Raw genomic sequence first — 17,833 nt, 5'->3', positions numbered from 1 at the left:
CTCATGCCTCCTCGATGACCTCGACCGTGCCGGCCTCGACGGTGACCCCGCCGACCTCGGCGGCGCGGTCGCCGTGGTTGATCGCGATGGTGTAGGGCGGGCGGCGCACGACCTCGACCGTGTCCGGCAGGTCCGGCGACCCCGCCAGGCCGGCCTCGGCCAGCACCGGGGCCAGCAGGCGCCGCAGGCCGGCCGGGTCCGGGCGGGTCGAGACGTACCAGGCCGTGCCGCGCCCGTGCGCCTTGCGGGTCGTCGCCGGCTGCCCGGCGGCCGGGCCGTCGGCGTAGGTGAGCACGACTTCCGCGGCGTCGGCGGCGAGGTCCTCGGCCCAGACGTCGGCGACCGTGCCGTCGGAGAGGGTCACCCGCTGATCGCGGCGCAGCGGCAGGTACTCCTCGACGGTCACGCCGAGCAGGTCGCGCAGCGCGCCCGGATGGGCGCCCGGGTGCACGGTGTCGTTGGCGTCGACGACGCCGGAGAAGTACGACACGAGCAGGGTGCCGCCGCCGGTGACGTACGCGTCGAGGTTCTTGGCCCCGGCGGCCGTGGTGAGGTACAGCGACGGCGCCACCACGAGCGGGTACCGGCTCAGGTCGGCCTCGGGGTGGACGAAGTCGACGGTCAGGTGGGCCTTCCACAGCGCGGTGTAGTAGGCCTCGACCCGTTCGCGGTACGTCAGGTCGACCGACGGGCGCCACTCCAGTTCCAGGGCCCACCAGGACTCCCAGTCCCACACGATCGCCGCGTCCGCCTTGACGCGGGTGCCGCGCAGCCGGTCGAGGCCGGCCAGGCGCTGCCCGAGTTCGGCGACCTCGCGCCAGATCCGGGTGCCGGTCCCGCCGTGCGGCAGCATCGCCGAGTGGAACTTCTCGGCGCCGTAGCGCGAGGCCCGCCACTGGAAGAACATGACCCCGTCGGCGCCGCGGGCGACGTGGGCGAGGCTGTTGCGGGCCAGCTCGCCGCGGCGCTTGGCGATGTTGCGGGGCTGCCAGTTCACCGCGCTCGTGGAGTGCTCCATGAGCAGCCACGGGGCGCCGCCGGCGAGGCTTCGGGTCAGGTCCGCGCACATGGCCAGCTCGACGTGCGGGTCGTCGCGCTCGGCCTGCAGGTAGTGGTCGTTGGCCACGACGTCGACCTCGCCGGCCCACTTCCAGTAGTCGACCGCCTTGCAGTTGGCGATCATGAAGTTGGTGGTGATCGGGACGTCGGGGGACAGCCCGCGCAGGATGTCGCGCTCCCGCCGGTAGTTCTCCAGGTGGTTGTCGGAGCAGAACCGCAGGAAGTCCAGCTGCTGGGCCGGGTTCACCGGGGCCGGTGCGGCGTGCGGCGGCTCGATCTCGGCCCAGTCGCCGTACCGCTGGCTCCAGAACGTCGTGCCCCACGCCGCGTTCAGCGTGGCCAGGTCGCCGTGCCGGGCCCGCAGCCACGCCCGGAACGCCTCGGCGCAGGTCTGGCAGTAGCAGTGGGCGTTGAGCCCCGCATATTCGTTGTGCACGTGCCAGAGCGCGACGGCGGGGTGGTCGCCGTAGCGCCGGCCGAGCTGCTCGGTGATGCCGGCCGCGGCCCGCGCGTACTGCGGCGCGCTGGGGCAGAAGCTCTGCCGGGCGCCCTGCCCGAGGACGTGGCCGTGCCGGTCGACGAGCCGGGTCTCGGGATACCGGTGGCTCAGCCACGGCGGCGGCGCCGCGGTCGGCGTGGCGAGGTCCACGCGGATCCCGTTGCGGTGCAACAACTCCAGGTTCCGGTCCAGCCATTCGAAGGTGTACTGCCCTTCGACCGGCTCCAGCATCGCCCAGCTGAAGATGCCGACGCTGACCAGGTTCACGCCGGCCGCCCGCATCAGCCGGACGTCGTCGGCCCACACGTCCTCGGGCCACTGCTCCGGGGCGTAGTCGCCGCCGTAGGCGATGGCGTCGAGGCCGCGCGGGAAGCGCGGCGGCTGGTGCGGCTGATCCATGTTCCGGCTCCCGGCTGTGAACGCTCCCAGTTCTGTACCGGCAGCATATCGCAGATAATTCCGGATCAGTTGACCATCGAGCAACGTCTTGACAGTGCCCCATCGAGGTCCAAAACTGTGAACGCTCCCGGTCGTTCACCCCCCGATCGCCGAGCCGATGCCGAACCTCATGAAGGTGCTCGAGCGAGTGGGCCGTGCCCGCCGACGCTGCCGAGGCCACCTTCGGCGATCGTCCCGGCGACTCAACGCACGTTGGAGACAAGATGACATCGCGAATCCGAGTCCTGCTCGCGGCGGCCGCCGCGGGCGCGCTGCTCATCACCGCCGCCTGCAGTTCCGGGGACGACGGTGGCGACACCACCAGCGGCAAGGTCGAGCTGACCTTCTGGTCGTGGGTGCCCGGCATCGACAAGGTCGTGGCCCAGTGGAACGCCGCCAACCCCGACATCCAGGTCAGCGTCAGCAAGCAGGCCCAGGGCGACGAGGCCGTCACGAAGATCCTCACCGCCAACAAGGCCGGCAACCCGCCGGACCTCTTCCAGGCCGAGTACCAGGCCCTGCCCACGCTGGTCAGCAACGACGCCGCGGCTGACATCAGCAAGTACACCGCCGACGCCAAGGCCAAGTTCGCCCCGGGCGTGTGGAGCACGATCACCCTCGGCACCGACGCCGTCTACGCCGTACCGCAGGACTCCGGCCCGATGATGCTCTACTACCGCGCCGACGTGTTCGACCAGCTCGGCCTCAAGGTGCCGGCCACCTGGGACGAGTTCGCGCAGACGGCCAAGCAGGTCCGCCAGAAGGACCCGAAGCGGTACCTCACGACGTTCTCCGCCGCCGACCCCGGCTGGTTCGCGGGCCTGGCCCAGCAGGCCGGCGCCCAGTGGTTCGGCGTCAGCGGCGACACCTGGTCGGTCAAGGTCAACGACGCCGCGACCACGAAACTCGCCGACTTCTGGGGCGGGCTGGTCGCCGCCGGCGACGTCGACAACAAGCCGATGTACACCCCGGAGTGGAACAAGGCCCTCAACGACGGCACCCTCATCGCCTGGCCCAGCGCCGTGTGGGGCCCGGGCGTGCTGTCCGGCAACGCCCCCGACACGGCCGGCAAGTGGAAGATCGCCGAGCTGCCGCAGTGGACCGCCGGCGAGCACAAGACCGGCAGCTGGGGCGGCTCCTCCACGGCCGTGGCGGCCAAGTCCAAGCACATCGCGCAGGCCGTCAAGTTCGCCACCTGGCTCAACACCGACCCCGCGGCCGTCGCCGGCCTGATCAAGGAGGGCGGCATCTACCCGGCCGCGACCGCCGCCCAGACCGGCGGCGAACTGGCCAAGCCGCCCGCGTTCTTCAGCAACCAGCCGGACTTCTACACCCTGGCCAAGCAGTACGCCGGCACCGCCGCCGGGGTCACCTGGGGCCCGAACGTGAACGTCACCTACGCCACGTACAAGGACGCCTTCGCCAAGGCCATCACGGCCAAGACCCCGTTCCCGGCCGCGGTCACCCAGATGCAGCAGGCCACGGTCGACGACCTGAAGAAGAACGGGTTCAAGGTCTCCGGATGACACGCCGCTCCGCGCGTACGGCGCCCGCCCGGGTGCCGTACGCCTTCCTCACCCCGGCGATCGGCCTGTTCGTGCTGTTCATGGTCGCGCCGATCGGCTACACCGTGTACCTCTCGCTGCGCCGGGTCAAGGTCACCGGGCTCGGCCTGGGCTCCCGGGCCCGCTCGGAGTCCTTCGTGGGCCTGGCCAACTACCGCGCCGTGCTCGGCGACGGCGAGTTCTGGCAGAGCTGCCTCAGGGTTCTGTTGTACGGTGCGGTGCTCGTGCCGACCATGCTCGGCCTCGCGCTGCTCTTCGCCCTCCTGCTCGACCTCCCGCGGGCCCGCGCCCGGTCCTTCTCCCGCGTCGCGATCTTCATGCCCTACGCGGTCCCGGCGGTCATCGCCAGCCTCATGTGGGGGTTCATGTACCTGCCGTCGGTCGGGCCGGGCCAGTACCTGCTCAAGGAGTTCGGGCAGCCGCCGCTGGACCTGCTCAACCCGACCAGCATCTACTTCTCGGTGGCCAACATCGCGGTCTGGGGCGGGACCGGGTTCAACATGATCGTGCTGTACACCGCGCTGCGGACCGTGCCCGGCGAGCTGTACGAGTCGGCCCGCATGGACGGCGCGACCGAGTGGCAGATCGCCTGGCGCATCAAGATTCCGATGCTCACCCCGGCGCTGATCATGACGTTCGTGTTCTCGCTCATCGCCACCCTGCAGGTCTTCAGCGAGCCGACCACGCTGCGGCCGCTGACCAACGCCCTGCAGTCGGGCTGGACCCCGCTGATGAAGATCTACCAGGACGCCTTCGCCCGGGACGACATCCATTCGGCCGCCGCGGCCTCCGTCGTGCTGGCCGTCGTCACCCTGGTCTTCTCGTTCGGCTTCCTGCAGCTCGTCCAGCGCCGGGCCTTCGGACAGGAGCAGCGGTGAACGCCCGCCGCCCGGCCACCCTGCCGACGCTCATCCTGCTGCTCGGGGCGGCGTACTGCCTGCTGCCGATCGTCTGGGTGGTCACCGCCGCGTCGAAGACCAACGGGCAGCTGTTCACGAGCTTCACGCTCGCCCCCGGCAGCGCGCTGGCGGACAACATCGCGGAGCTCACGCGGTACCAGAGCGGCATGTATTGGCAGTGGATCCTCAACACGGCGCTCTATGCCGGGGTCGGGGCGGTGCTGTCCACGGCCGTCTCCGGGATCACCGGGTACACCCTGGCCAAGTATCGCTTCCCGGGGCGCACGGCGGTGTTCAACATCCTGCTGTCCGGGGTCCTGGTGCCCGCCGTCGTGCTGGCCATCCCGCAGTACCTGCTGCTGGCGAAGTTCCACCTCACCGACACGTACTGGTCGGTGCTGCTGCCGAGCATCCTCAGCCCCTACGGCATCTACCTGGCCCGCATCTACGCCGCCGCCGCGATCCCCGACTCGCTCATCGAGGCGGCCCGCACCGACGGAGCGGGGGAGCTGCGCATCATCGGCAGCATCGCCACCCCGGCGATGGTGCCCGGCCTGGTCACCGTGTTCCTGTTCCAGTTCGTGGCGATCTGGAACAACTTCCTGCTGCCGTTCATCATGCTCACCTCCGACGACCGGTTCCCGGTGACCGTCGGGCTGTACACCATGCTCAACCAGGGCAACACGACTCCCGTGCTCTACACGCTGGTGATCACCGGGGCCCTGCTGTCGATCCTCCCGCTGGTGGTGCTGTTCCTGACCCTGCAGCGGTACTGGCGCGTCGATTGGCTCTCGGGCGCCGTCAAGGGATGATCTGCCCCATGACCAACGCACGCGAACCCCGGCGGCAGCCCGTCCGCCGCCCCACGATCAACGACGTGGCGGCGGCGGCCGGGGTGTCGCGGGGTACCGTATCCCGGGTCCTCAACGGCGGCCGGGACGTCAGCGACACCGCGCAGGCCGCCGTCGAACGCGCCATGCGCAAGACCGGCTACGTGGTCAACCAGCACGCGCGCAGCCTCGTCACCCAGCGCTCCGGGTCCGTGGCGTTCATCCTCTCCGAGCCGCAGGACCGCCTCTTCGAGGACCCGAACTTCAACGTCCTGCTGCACGGCTGCACCGAGGCCCTGGCGCGGCACGACATCACCCTGCTGCTCACCCTGGCCAGCAGCATCGAGGACCGCAAACGCATCGGCCGGTACCTCACCGCCGGCCACGTCGACGGCGCGCTGCTCGTCTCCACGCACCGCGGCAACCCGCTCATCCCCGAACTGCTCGACCGCGGCCTGCCCGTCGTCGCCTGCGGCAAGCCCCTCGGTTATGAGCGCCGCACCGCCTACGTCGCCGCCGACGACCGCGACGGCGCCCACCAGATGGTCGACTACCTGCGCTCCACCGGCCGCCGCCGGATCGCCACCATCACCGGCCCGCTCGACACCCCGGGCGGCACCGAACGCCTCGCCGGCTACCGCGACGCCCTCGGCGACGACGCCGACCCGGCCCTGATCGCCAACGGCGACTACACCCGCGCCGGCGGCGAGGCGGCCATGGTCCGGCTGCTGGAGCAGGCCCCGGACCTCGACGCGGTCTTCGTCGCCTCCGACCTGATGGCCGCCGGCGCGCTCAACGCCCTCTACAGCGCCGGCAAACGCGTCCCGTCCGACGTCGCCGTCGGCGGGTTCGACGACAGCCAGGTGGCGGCCGGCACCCAGCCGCCGCTGACCACGATCCGCCAGCCATACCCGCGGATCAGCGCCGAAATGGTGCGCATCCTCCTCGGCCTGATCGAGGGGGAGTCCCCGGCGGCCGTCGTCGTCCCCACCGAACTCGTCATCCGCGAGTCGGCCTGAGCGCGACCACACCCGGCCGGGGCCGGGGCGCCGGGGTCCGCACTCGTCATCCGCGAGTCGGCCTGAGCACGACCACTCCGGCGGCGGCCGGGGCGCCGGGTCCACCGAGCGCGCTGACGGCGCGGACCGCCACGGTGTAGCGCACCCCGTTGCGCAGCCCCGTGAGGCTCGCCGCGACCGTGCCGTCGCTGTCCACCGCCACTTCGGGAGTCCGCCAGGTCGCGCCATTGTCCAGGCTCATCTGGTACTGCATGTGCTCCGGATTCCCGCCCGTCGGCGCCCGGAACGTCACCGTGATCCGCCCGTCGCCCGGCTGCAGCCGCACCGCGGTCGGGGCGGGCGGCGGCACCATGCCGTACGCGTTGATGGAGGAGTTCCACTGCAGCACCGGCCAGGCGGACGTCGACCAGTTCACCATCGACTGGAAGTGCGCCGGCTCCCAGACGAGCACGCCGAGCCCTCGGTTGTCGGGCAGGTCGTTGGCCATCCGGAACACCCGCAGCAGCGCGTCCTGCTGGCCCTGCACGGACACGGGGTACGGCGAGTTCGGAATCGGATCGGAGAACGCCGACGGATGCGCGGTCTCCGCGATGTCAACCTTGTAGCCCGGGTGCTCGGCGGCGAGGGTCTGCAGCTGCGCCTCGAAGACGTCCGGCGTGCCGTGCCACTCCGAGTAGTACGAGAACCCCATGACGTCGATGTCCTGGCCCTTGGCGTGCAGGCGGTGCAGGTACTGCCGCCAGAACTCTCGGGTCCGCTCGAACTGTCCATTGTCGATGATCACGTGCGTCTCGACGCCGATTCGGAGGTGGTTGGCCGCGGCGACCTCCCGCACGGCCCGGATCCCGGCCGCCTGCAGGGTCGCGAACCGGTCCCACGACGCCTCGTAGTCGGCCCGCCGCGCCGGGTCGGTCGACTGCCAGTCGTCCCAGGCGATGCCACCGCCGGGCTGCGCGCCGTACGCGGGATCGTGGTTGAAGTAGCAGTCGTAGCACCAGTCGGCGGGGTCGGTGAACCACGGCCCGGGCCGCTCCGACCCCCACAGGAACCCCTTGATCAGCTCATTGCCGATCGCCACCTTGTCGGGCACGGTGCCCTGCGCCACGAGCCGTTGGATTTCATCGCGCGTGTAGTCGTGGACCGCGGTCACGAGCTGGTCGAACGGCAGTGCGGCCCAGGCGGCGGGCTTGGCCTGCTTGCTCGGGTCGGCCCACGAGTCGGAGTAGTGCAGGTCGACCCCGAGCCCCATGCCCAGCTTCTTCACCTGTTTGGCGACCGCGAGGGTGCGATCCGGCCCCTGATAGGCGGGGTCGAGATAGGCGCCGGTCTTCTCGTCGCGCGGGGTGTTGAAGACGCGCAGCCGCACGTACCGCATCCCGGCGTTGCGCGCGGACGTGAGCACGTCGGTCGCCGAAGCCGGGTCGTCGACGTAGTAGGTGAGGTGGTCCTGGTTGTCGTCCTGGTCGGCGTAGGAGATGTCAGCCCCGACGACGAGGTCCGAACGCAGGTAGTTGTAGACCTCGACCTCCGCGATACCGACCGGTGCTCCGGTGAGCTTGATGCGCAGGTACCGGATGCCGGGGCGGCTGAACGCGTGGCGGTTCTGGTCAGCGACCGCCGTCCAGGTGGCGCCGTTCGCGGAGGCCTCCACGACGTAGCGGCTCGTCGTTCTCGCGCCCGCGAACACCACGCGAACCTCGCGCAGGTTGTCGTAGGCGCCACCGAGGTCCAGCCGCAGCCACTGCGGGCCGCGCCCGGTCGGCTGCCACGCCGTAGCCGCATCGGAGTCCGCGGCGAGCCGCGCGCTCGCCTGCCCCGAACTGGCCGAGTACGTCACCCACGGCTTCCCGGCGATGTTGCTCGCCACGCCCTGGACTGGCGGGGTTTCGTTGGCGGCGGCAGGTTGTGCCGGGGCGAAAGCCGTGGCGGCGACGACCGCGGTGCAGGCAGAGATCCAGCGTCGTGATTGACCATGCATGGTGGCAATCCTTCGTCCGGAGATTTCGGGCCATCATGCATGACGAATCAGACCACCACCAGAGCGATGAAACGTCCTGAAACCTTGTGTGCGATGACGGTGATTCGCTCATCGTCTTCCGGGATCTCACGCGCCCGGACCCGGCTCCGGACGGCGCAGTGCACGGACGACCCCGTGGCGGCGCAGCGCCAGCGCGAGCCGGCGGGCGTGGCGATGCCGTACCAGCAGCAGCACCGCCGACCGGATCAGCGCCCATCGACGGCCCTCGAACTGGTGCTCGGCCACCTGCCAGATCACCGCCCGCAGCGGCGCCGACTCGAGCGCCTCCCGCAACTCGGCCCGCACCTGCGGATCGTCCAGCGCGGACCGGATCGCCCCGGCCAGCTCCGGCCGGTCGGCGAGACTGGCGGCGATCCCGGCCGCGAGGTTGTGCCGGACGTCGTCGTCCTCGACGAGCAACAGCGTCGCGTGGCGGATCTCGGCCGTGTCCAGGCCGGAGCGCAGCAGGTCCATCACGCGCCGCTCGACGTCGTGGTCGTGGTCCTCGACCGACAGGGCGGCCAGCAGGCTCGTCACCTCGTCGAGGTCGATCAGATGCTGCAGGCCGGCCCGGAACTCGGCCCGGTCCCAGGCGAACAGCAGCGCCTTGACGAAATGACGATCCATGCCGGCGCTGGTACCCGCCGGCCGGACCGCCCGAAACCAAAGCCCGGGGTGCTGCCGTGTGAGCAGCCGTGCACAGCCGATCCCACCGCGGCGCGGACCCGGCTGCCGGCACCGCCGGCGAGAGCGCAGATGCGCTCGGATTGGGTCATGCGACAGAAGCGGCGCCGCCGCCGCGCGGCCTAGCGTCACGGCTGTCGATTATCGAGTCCGAGGAGCACACATGGTGACCCACACCGCCTTCATTCCCAGGTTCAGGCGCACCCTGGCTGGCATCGCCGCCGTGGTCGCGGTCCTGCTGGGCCTGTCCCTGACCGCCGCGGGCAGCGCCGCGGCCGGGGGCCGTCCGGCCCCGAAACCGACCGTCGTGTTCGTGCACGGTGCCTTCGCCGACGCGTCCGGCTGGGCCGACAGCATCGCGGACCTGCAGCGCCGCGGGTACCCGGTGCTCGCCCCGCCCAACCCGCTGCGCGGCGTGTCCAGCGACGCGGCGTACCTCCGCTCGTTCCTGTCCACCATCTCCGGCCCCATCGTGCTCGTCGGGCACTCCTACGGCGGCGCGGTCATCACCGATGCCGCCACCGGCAACCCGAACGTCAAGGCGCTGGTGTACATCGCCGCCTACGCCCTGGCCGCGGGCGAGTCGGTCGACGGCGCGAACCACCTCGGTGGCGCGAGCGGCGACTTGCGGCCATACATCGACCTGCGGCCGTACCCGGGCGCCCCGGTGATCGATCCGGCCAGCGGCGCCACGGACCAGGACGTGTACCTCAAGCTCGACCAGTTCCGCCGCATCTTCGCCGCCGACGTGCCGGCCGGGCGGGCCGCGGTGATGGCCGCCTCGCAGCGTCCGGCCACGCTGATCGCGCTCGGTGAGCCGTCCGGTCCGGCGGCCTGGACGAGCATTCCGTCGTGGTACCTCGTCACGCGCGACGACCAGGCCATCCCGCCGGCCGCGCAACGGGCGATGGCCGCCCGGGCCGGGGCCACGACGGTGGAGATCCGCAGCTCGCACGCCGTGATGGTCAGCCATCCGGAGGCCGTCACCAAGCTCGTGCTCTCCGCGAGCGCCAAGAGCGCCTGATCAGGCCGCCGGCTCGGCGCTCTCGGCGACATCCTCCCGGCCCTGTGCACGGAGCAGTGAGGCAAGATTTTCGCGGGTGATTGAGCTGTGCGGATGCTCCGCGCCGAGGACCCGGGTCTGCACGAGCAGCACGTCGCGGTACTCGGCCTCCGCCTCGGCGACCCGGCCCTGTTTCTCCAACACCAGGGCGAGGTTGTGGCGGACGATCAGCGCCTCGGGGTGTTCGGCGCCCAGGGCCCGGCTCTGCGGGGCGAGGATCGCGCGGTACTCGGCCTCCGCCGCGGCGAACCGGCGCTGCTTCATCAGCACGATGGCGCGGTTGCTGCGGGTGCGCAGCGTTTCGGGATGCTCGTTGCCCAGCACCCAGGTCTGGGCAACGAGCACCTCGCGGTACGCGACCTCGGCCTCCTCGAGCCGGCCCTGGTCGGCCAGCACGAGAGCGAGGTTGTGGTACATGCTCAGCGTGGTGGCGTGTGCGGCGCCCAGCATCCGGGTCTGGACGTCGAGGATGTTGCGATACTCGGTTTCGGCCTCAGCGAACCGGCCTTGCTCCCGCAGTGCGCCGGCGAGGTTGCTGCGGGTCGTCAGGGTGTACGGGTGGTTCGCGCCTACGACCTGGACACGTCGATCGAGCACCTCGCGGAACTCGGCCTCTGCCTCGGTGAAGCGGCCCAGATGAAACACCGCGTTGGCGAGATTGTGGTGAGCGCTGAGCGTCTCGGGATCCTCGGGGCCCAGGAGACGGATCTGCACGTCGATCACCTCACGGTACTCGGCCTCGGCCTCGGTGAACCGGCCCTGCGCCAGCAGCGTGTTGGCGATGTTGCCACGGGCCGACAGCGTGTCGGCGTGCTCGACGCCGAGTACCGTGGACCTGACAGTGAGGACCGCCCGGTACTCAGACTCCGCCTCGGCGAACCGGCCCTGTTCTTCGACGACGCGAGCAAGGTCAGTCCGGGTGCTCAGGGTGTCGGGATGTTCGTCGCCCAGCGTCCGGGACTGCACGGCCAGCACCACACGGTATTCGGCCTCCGCCTCGGCGAGCCGGCCGTCACCGAGGAGACCGGAGTCTCGCAGCACCCGCGCCAGGCGCAGGCGTGCGGCCAGGGTATCGGGAGCGTCGGGGTCCACCGACGGGTCGGCGATGTACTGACGCAGGAGCGTCGTGGTGCTGCTCGACATCAGCTCCTCGGCCGAGCGCGGGACCATGTCGTACAGCTGCCGGATTTCCGCCGCGGTGAACGGGCCGGCGCCCTCTTCGGTCAGGTACGCCGTGATCAGGGCATCCAACGGGGAGGTGAGCTGGCTCGCGACCGTGATCGCGGTGGCGATCATCCGGTACGGGTCGAGGCGCAGCAGTGCCGCGAGCGCGAGCTTCGCCGTGCCGGTGTGCGCCGCGGCCCGGCTGAGCATGACCATCACTCGCTCACCCCGGGCCGGGTCGTCGCGCGTCGCCTCGCTCACCGAGTTCGCCAAGGCCGGTACGCCGGCGACCATGTCGGCGGCGTACCGCTCCAGCAGCAGTGCCGGAAGGAACGGGGCCAGCCAGTCCGGCTCCTGCTGCCGGTACACCCCGCGCAACCAGTCCGCCATGCGCTCGGCGACCTCGCCGTCCCCGGGCTTGAAGCCGGGAAGGTGGGCCATGAGCCGGTGTGCCGCGTCCGCGTCGGTCGCACCGACCAGAGCGGCCAGCACCACGGCCTGGTCGAACAGCCGCAGCGGCAGCCCGCCGAGCCCGGCCCGCTTCGCCGCGGCCAGCCACCGATCGCGCTCGGCCTCGAACACCGCGTCGACGACCGCTGCGGCATCGACCAGCCCGGCTGTGCCGGTCAGCGCCGCCCAGGCCGCGCCGGCGTGCAGCAACGCGGTCGACGGCGGGGGCTGCACCGGCTGCCACACCGCCTTCGGTACCGGCGCGCCCGCCGCCGTGAAGTAGCGCAGGGCCCGCGTGAACATCTGCCGCTGACCCTCGTCGTCGCTGACCAACCCCGGCACCGTCATTTGCGCCTGGTACGGCAGCAGCAGCACGACCCGGCCCGGCAGTCCCGTTCGCAGGCCCGACCACCACACCCGGTCGACCCGCCCGGCCACCACCAGCCGGACCTTCGGACTGTCCAGATCCGACCAGGCCGTCAACGCGGCGGCCACGTCGTCGCGCGTTTCCGCGTCGTCGAGCACCAGGATGACCGGCTCGTCCAGCGCGGCCGCCGCCGCCACCGCCGGAACCCCGCATCCTGGCCGCACCCAGCCGAACCGCACCGGACTGCGGCCGGCCGCCTCCACCAGCAGCCGTGTCTTGCCCACGCCGGGCGGCCCGTCCACGTGCAACACGCGCTCGGCCACATCCCCGCCGCCGTCGGCCCACCGCACCACCCGGGCCGCGAGCGGTTCGTGCAGCACGCTGTACGGCACCAGTGCCCGGCCCGCCGACAGCAGCCCGCCCACGGTGTCGTCGGCGTCGGCCGCGTCGCCGTCGGGGCCAGGCGTCGTCACCGCCCGCCATGCGGCCTCCCGCTGCTGGGCACCGCCGCGGCGCTGGAGCAGCGCACCCCCGTACAGGCCGCCGGCACCCGACAGCGCCCCCAGACCCGCCGCCGCGAACCACGGTACGAAGTTCGCCAGAGCCGCGGTCACGCCGCCCGCGAGGACCAGCCCGACGCCGATCGCGACCAGTCCGCGCCGACCCAACCAACCCACCGACCGGCCAGCAGCCACGGCGACCCTCTCCACGCGTCGATGCCTCACCGACCACTGTGGCGGTCCCGGTCCCGGACTCACATCCAACAATCAGCCAGACGAACCAGCGCTTCGAAGTGAAGGGATGCACCGCATAGCCGGCCGCGTCAACGGCGCCGCAACCCCAATTCGTGCCAGGTGCTTGGACTCGCACGTCGGGCGATTCTGATCAAATCGCCGCTAGGGTGCTGACTAGGGTTTGGCCTTCCCGCAGGCCACCCGCTGCCGGTTCGGCGAGGTGAGGCCGCGTTTGCGGCGATCGCGGGACATTTATCGTAGTTGATGTGGCCGAGTATGGCCTTGAATTGATGCGGCATTATTTCCATCAGGAAAACGGCTAACGCACGGCCGTCCGAATTTGGGGAGGGCTGCGCGTGTTTCAGCGTGTCCACGAACAGGTCGAAGCGCAGGCGAGGCGCACGCCGGACCGGGTTGCCGTCATCGCCGGCGCCGTCCGTATGCGCTACGCGGAACTCGACGCCCGCGCGAACCGGATCGCCCGGGTACTGGCCGCGGCGGGAGCCGGGCCCGGTGCGCTCGTCGGCGTGTGCCTGGGCCGCGACGAGCACCTGCTGCCCGCGCTGCTGGGCGTGCTGAAGACCGGGGCCGCCTATGTGCCGATGGACCCGGCGTACCCGGCCGAGCGGCTGGCGTACATCGCCGCCGACACGAAGATGCGGCTCGTCGCCACCACGCGCGGCACGGCGCTGCCCGGGTTGGACGCCGTCGCGGTGCACGTCGACGAGATCGCCGCGGACGCCGATGCGACGCCGCTCGAGCGGCCCGGCGACGGCAGCGACGCCGCGTACGTCATCTACACGTCGGGCTCCACCGGCCGGCCCAAGGGGGTCGTCGTCGAGCACCGCAACACCATGAACCTGCTGCGGTACGAGGCCGGGGCCTACACCGCGGAAGAGCTCAGCGGCATGCTCGCCACCGCGTCCATCTGTTTCGATCCGTCGATCACCCAGCTGTTCCTGCCCCTCGCGACCGGTGGCACGGTCATCCTCGCCGAGAACGTGCTCGCGCTGCCCGCGCTGCCGGCCCGCGACGAGGTCAGGACCGTTTACGGTGTACCGTCCGCGCTCGCCGCCCTGTTGCGCGAGCCGCTGCCGGACGGCGTGCGGGCCGTGTTCGCCGGCGGGGAGCCGCTGACCCGGGCCCTCGTCGAGCGGATCTACGCCAACCCGGGAGTACGCCGGGTGCTCAACCTCTACGGCCCGACCGAGTGCACCACGACGTGCGCGATCGCCGAGGTCGGCCGGGACGACACCGGCGAGCCGCCGATCGGGCAGGCGATCGCGGGTGCCGTCCTGTCCGTGCGCGACGGCGACGGGCGGCCGGTCGGCGACGGCGAGCTGGGGGAGCTGTGGATCGGCGGGCCGGTGGTCGCCCGCGGCTACCTCAACCGCGACCGCGGCGGGTTCGGCGACGGCTGGTACCGCTCCGGCGACCTCGTCCGCGCCGACGGGGCCGTGCTGCGCTTCGCCGGGCGCGCCGACGACCAGGTGAAGATCCGCGGGTACCGGGTCGAGCCCGGCGAGGTCGAGGCGGTGCTCGCGGGCCACCCGGCCGTGCGCCGCGCCGCTGTCGTTGCGGCCGCCGACGGGGACGGGGTGTCGTACCTCGTCGGGCATGTGGAGGCGACCGGCCTCGACGAGCGGGACCTGCGGGCGTGGCTGCGGCGGCGGGTGCCGGAGCACCTGGTGCCGACCCGGTTCGCGATCGGCGAGCGGCTGCCGCTGAGCCCGAACGGCAAGATCGACCGGGTCGCCCTGCCGGCGCTCGCGGCCCGGCGCGCGGAAGAGACCGAGTTCGTCGCGCCCCGCACGCCCGTCGAGGAGCGGCTCGCCGCGATCGTCGGCGGCGTGCTGGGCATCGACGAGATCGGGGTCGACGACCGGTTCACCGACCTCGGCGGGCACTCCCTCGCCGCGGCCCGGGTCTGCGCGCTGGCCGGGCGGGAGTACGCGACGACGGTGCCACTGGCCGGGTTTCTGGCTGATCCGACCGTCGCCGCCCTCGCCGCACTCATCCGGACAACCTCGACGCCGGCCGCGGGTGGACCGGTGCGGCATGAGGGCGTCCTGGAGTACCCGCTGACGCCGACCCAGCGCGGCCTGTGGACACTGCGGCAGCTCGGCTCGGTGCCGCAGGCGACCACGGTGGCGTTCCGGGTCCGGCTCACCGGGCCGGTCGAGGTGCCCGCGCTGCGTTCGGCCCTCGCGGCGGTGGTGTCGCGGCACGAGGTACTGCGCAGCCGGATCGTCGAGCGCGACGGTGAGCCGATCGCCGTCGTGGGCGGGTGGACCGACGTTCCCGTCATCGAGCACGACCTGCGCGACGGACCCGCAGCCGCGATCGCCCGGCACGCCTTCGACCTGACCGGTACCGAACCGCTGCTGCGGGTCGCGCTCATCCGGCTGGCCAAAGACCTCTCAGAGCTGGTGGTCGTCGCCGATCACCTGGCCTTCGACGGCTGGTCCACCGGCGCGTTCCTCACCGAGCTCGCCACGGAGCTGGCCGCGCCCGGCACCGTGGCGCCGCCGCCAGTACAGGTCGGCGACCTCGCACTCACACAGCACGGCGCGACCGACGCCTGGCGGGACGAGCTGGCCGGGGCGTCGCCGCCCAGTGAGCTGTTCTCCGGGACCGGCAGCTTCCACGGCGAGCGCATCACCCGCCCCGTCCCGAACGGCGCCGCCGCGTTCGCGGACTGGCTCAGCGCCCTCGGGCTGCTCCTCGCTGGCCTCACCGCCCGCCGGGATGTCCTTGTCGGCGTCGTCGCGGCCCGCCGCGCCGGGCCCGAACTGGACCGGGTCATCGGCCCGCTCGTCGACGTCCTGCCGATCCGGCTGCGACTGGATCCCGCGGCAACGGTAAGGACCACGGTCGCGGCCGCGTCGGCGGCGACCGCCCGGGCGCTGGACCGGCCCCGGCCGTCGACGGACGAGCTGTTCGCCGCCGTCGGCTCGCAGTCGCGCGGGTCGATGCTGACTCCGGTCGTGCTGTCCGTGCAGCCGGCCGGGATGCCGGTAAGGGTCGAGCGGGACGGAGTGCGGCTGGAGCTGCTCGGCGAGCTGGGCTGCGGCGGCGCGCAGAACCCGTTGACCGTCTTCGTCAACGAGACGGCCGACGGCGTCGAGCTGCAGGTGGAGTACGACACCGGCCTGACGACCCGCGCCTGGGTGGAGGCGTTCGCCGACCGGCTCCTGCGCACGCTCGCCGAGGTCACCGCCGACCCCGACCGCCCCCTGCACCGCGTGCCGCTGGTCACCCCGGCCGAGGAGGCGCACCTGCTGGATCTGGCCGCCGGCCCGCCGATCCCGGAAGGCGCGCCGGCCACGGCCGTCGAGGCGATCGAACGGCAGGTGCGGCAGCGCCCCGACGAGGTCGCCGTCGTCGGCGCCGACGGGGAGATGACGTTCCGGCAGCTGTGGGACGACTCGGCCGCGATCGCCGCGATCCTGCTGGACCGCGGCATCGAGCAGGGCGACGTCGTCGGCGTGTGCCTGCCCCGCGACCACCGCGTGCCGGCAACGCTGCTCGGCGTGTGGCGGGCCGGCGCGGCCTACCTCCCGCTGGAACCGGAACTCCCGCCCGGCCGCCTGGCCTGGCTGGTCGCGGACGGCGGCGCGACAACCGTCCTGTGCCGCACCACGACCGCCTCAGCCGCCGGACCGGCCGCGCTGGACCTCGACCGGACACCTGCAGCGGTCGCCGCCGTGCTGCCCGTTGTCGGGCCTGAAGACCGGGCCTACCTCCTGTACACCTCGGGCTCGACCGGCAAACCGAAGGGCGTCGCCGTCGCCCAGTCCAGCCTCGCCGCCCTCACCGAAGCGCTCCGCGTCGAACCCGGCCTCGGCCCCGGGGACAGGATGCTCGCCGTCGCCACCCTCAGCTTCGACGTCTCCTGCGCCGAGATCTGGTCCTCGCTCGGCACCGGCGCGTCCTGCGTGGTCGTCGACCGCGACAGCGCCGTCGACGGCTACCGCCTGCGCCGCCAGATCGCCGAGCACCGCGTGACCGTCATGAACGTGCCGCCGACCATCCTCCGCACGCTGCTCGCCGCAGGCTGGACCGGCGGCGACGACCTGCGCGTGTGGGCCGCCGGCGAGACCCTCGACCCCGCCCTGGCCCGCGAGCTGCTCCCGCTGGTCGGCGAGCTGTGGAACACCTACGGCCCGACCGAGGCAACGGTGCTGTCGACCGCGTACCGCGTGCACGAGGTCGGCGAAGCCGTGCCGATCGGCCACGCGATGCCCGGCGAGCGCCTCTACGTCATGGACGCCCTCGACCGGCTCGTCCCGGCGGGCGTCCCCGGCGAGCTCTGGATCGGCGGCGCCGGCCCGGCCATCGGCTACCACAACCGGCAGGACCTGACCGCGGCCGCGTTCGTGCCCGACCCCGTCGTGCCCGGCGGCCGCTGCTACCGCACCGGGGACCTCGTCCACCGCCGCGCGGACGGGGAGATCGTGTTCGTCGGCCGCCGCGACCACCAGCTGAAGATCCGCGGGTACCGGGTCGAGCTCGGCGAGATCGAGGCCGTCCTGCGCGCCCACCCCGACGTCGAGCACGCCGTCGTCGTCGCCCGCGGGCAGGGCGCGGAGGCGCACCTCATCGGCTACGTCGCCGGGCCCGTCACCGCCGACCAGGCCGCCGACCATCTGCGCGCCCACCTGCCCGCGTACCTGGTGCCGCACCGCTGGGTGGTGCTCGGCGCGCTGCCGATGACGCCCAGCGGCAAGGTCGACCTCGGCGCGCTGCCCGAGCCCGGCGAGGACCGGCCGCACCGGCCGGCCGAGTCCGTCATGGAGCAGCTGGTCGCCGACGTCTGGGCGCAGATCCTCACCACCGACCGCATCGGGGCCGACGACAGCTTCTTCGGGCTCGGCGGGCACTCGCTCGCCGCGACCCGGGCCGTCGGCCGGTTGCGCGAGACGCTCGGCTGCGCGGTTCCCGTGCGGCTGCTGTTCGACCATCCGGTCCTCGCGAGCTTCGCGGGGCAGCTCGAGCGGCTTGTCATGGACGAGATCGTGGCCGAACCGGCCACTGGCATATAG

10 protein-coding genes are annotated in these 17,833 nt (G+C 72.2%); 6 read left to right on the top strand and 4 right to left on the bottom strand.

The features are described 5' to 3' along the window. Position 1 precedes the first annotated feature (1 nt). Entirely contained in the window at positions 2 to 1,957 is a 1,956-nt protein-coding gene (locus tag ACQPZ4_RS27125) for a beta-galactosidase (RefSeq protein ID WP_433040941.1), read from the bottom strand. Positions 1,958 to 2,220: 263 nt separating this feature from the next. Between ACQPZ4_RS27125 and ACQPZ4_RS27120 the strand changes: the two genes are divergently transcribed. Genes ACQPZ4_RS27120 through ACQPZ4_RS27105 form a run of 4 tightly spaced genes read left to right on the top strand, consistent with a single transcriptional unit; the run spans position 2,221 to position 6,309 of the window. Continuing rightward, entirely contained in the window at positions 2,221 to 3,522 is a 1,302-nt protein-coding gene (locus ACQPZ4_RS27120) for an ABC transporter substrate-binding protein (RefSeq protein WP_433040938.1), read from the top strand. Next, positions 3,519 to 4,439, top strand: a complete 921-nt coding sequence (locus ACQPZ4_RS27115) for a carbohydrate ABC transporter permease (RefSeq protein ID WP_433040935.1) — start codon at positions 3,519 to 3,521, stop codon at positions 4,437 to 4,439. Before ACQPZ4_RS27120 ends, ACQPZ4_RS27115 begins: the two co-directional genes overlap by 4 nt. Then, the gene (locus tag ACQPZ4_RS27110; RefSeq protein ID WP_433040933.1) at positions 4,436 to 5,272 is read left to right on the top strand and encodes a carbohydrate ABC transporter permease; all 837 of its coding nucleotides are present in this window, start codon (positions 4,436 to 4,438) and stop codon (positions 5,270 to 5,272) included. The genes ACQPZ4_RS27115 and ACQPZ4_RS27110 overlap by 4 nt, the downstream gene beginning before the upstream one ends. An 8-nt stretch (positions 5,273 to 5,280) precedes the next feature. Then, positions 5,281 to 6,309, top strand: coding sequence for a LacI family DNA-binding transcriptional regulator (locus ACQPZ4_RS27105; RefSeq protein ID WP_433040930.1), 1,029 nt, complete (start codon positions 5,281 to 5,283; stop codon positions 6,307 to 6,309). Between the two features lie 46 nt (positions 6,310 to 6,355). Here the strand turns inward: ACQPZ4_RS27105 and ACQPZ4_RS27100 are convergent, their stop codons facing one another. Together ACQPZ4_RS27100 and ACQPZ4_RS27095 are read right to left on the bottom strand one after the other, a co-directional pair. Next, positions 6,356 to 8,176, bottom strand: a complete 1,821-nt coding sequence (locus ACQPZ4_RS27100) for a glycosyl hydrolase 53 family protein (RefSeq protein ID WP_433040927.1) — start codon at positions 8,174 to 8,176, stop codon at positions 6,356 to 6,358. Positions 8,177 to 8,413: 237 nt separating this feature from the next. Then, the gene (locus ACQPZ4_RS27095) at positions 8,414 to 8,953 is read right to left on the bottom strand and encodes a hypothetical protein (RefSeq protein ID WP_433040924.1); all 540 of its coding nucleotides are present in this window, start codon (positions 8,951 to 8,953) and stop codon (positions 8,414 to 8,416) included. A gap of 220 nt (positions 8,954 to 9,173) precedes the next feature. Here ACQPZ4_RS27095 and ACQPZ4_RS27090 point away from each other — a divergent pair, with 220 nt between their 5' ends. After that, on the top strand, positions 9,174 to 10,034 hold the full coding sequence (locus ACQPZ4_RS27090) for a lipase family alpha/beta hydrolase (RefSeq protein WP_433040921.1): 861 nt from the start codon (positions 9,174 to 9,176) through the stop codon (positions 10,032 to 10,034). Here the strand turns inward: ACQPZ4_RS27090 and ACQPZ4_RS27085 are convergent, their stop codons facing one another. After that, on the bottom strand, positions 10,035 to 12,722 hold the full coding sequence (locus tag ACQPZ4_RS27085; protein WP_433040918.1) for a tetratricopeptide repeat protein: 2,688 nt from the start codon (positions 12,720 to 12,722) through the stop codon (positions 10,035 to 10,037). Positions 12,723 to 13,144: 422 nt separating this feature from the next. On the opposite strand from ACQPZ4_RS27085, the gene ACQPZ4_RS27080 reads away from it, so the two are divergent. After that, positions 13,145 to 17,833 carry an amino acid adenylation domain-containing protein gene (locus tag ACQPZ4_RS27080; RefSeq protein WP_433040915.1) on the top strand — a complete coding sequence of 1,563 codons (4,689 nt, stop codon included), beginning with the start codon at positions 13,145 to 13,147 and terminating at the stop codon, positions 17,831 to 17,833.

The sequence above is a fragment of the Dactylosporangium sp. CS-033363 genome (assembly GCF_050942475.1).
Taxonomy (GTDB): Bacteria; Actinomycetota; Actinomycetes; order Mycobacteriales; family Micromonosporaceae; genus Dactylosporangium.
Note: the sequence above shows the minus strand (reverse complement) of the source record. Positions and strands in the feature narration are given on the sequence as shown.

Bases quoted from the DNA above. Each gene is read 5' to 3' on its own strand.
- ACQPZ4_RS27125 (WP_433040941.1), bottom strand. From the start codon at position 1,957: ATGGATCAGCCGCACCAGCCGCCGCGCTTCCCGCGCGGCCTCGACGCC.
- ACQPZ4_RS27120 (WP_433040938.1), top strand. From the start codon at position 2,221: ATGACATCGCGAATCCGAGTCCTGCTCGCGGCGGCCGCCGCGGGCGCG.
- ACQPZ4_RS27115 (WP_433040935.1), top strand. From the start codon at position 3,519: ATGACACGCCGCTCCGCGCGTACGGCGCCCGCCCGGGTGCCGTACGCC.
- ACQPZ4_RS27105 (WP_433040930.1), top strand. From the start codon at position 5,281: ATGACCAACGCACGCGAACCCCGGCGGCAGCCCGTCCGCCGCCCCACG.
- ACQPZ4_RS27095 (WP_433040924.1), bottom strand. From the start codon at position 8,953: ATGGATCGTCATTTCGTCAAGGCGCTGCTGTTCGCCTGGGACCGGGCC.
- ACQPZ4_RS27090 (WP_433040921.1), top strand. From the start codon at position 9,174: ATGGTGACCCACACCGCCTTCATTCCCAGGTTCAGGCGCACCCTGGCT.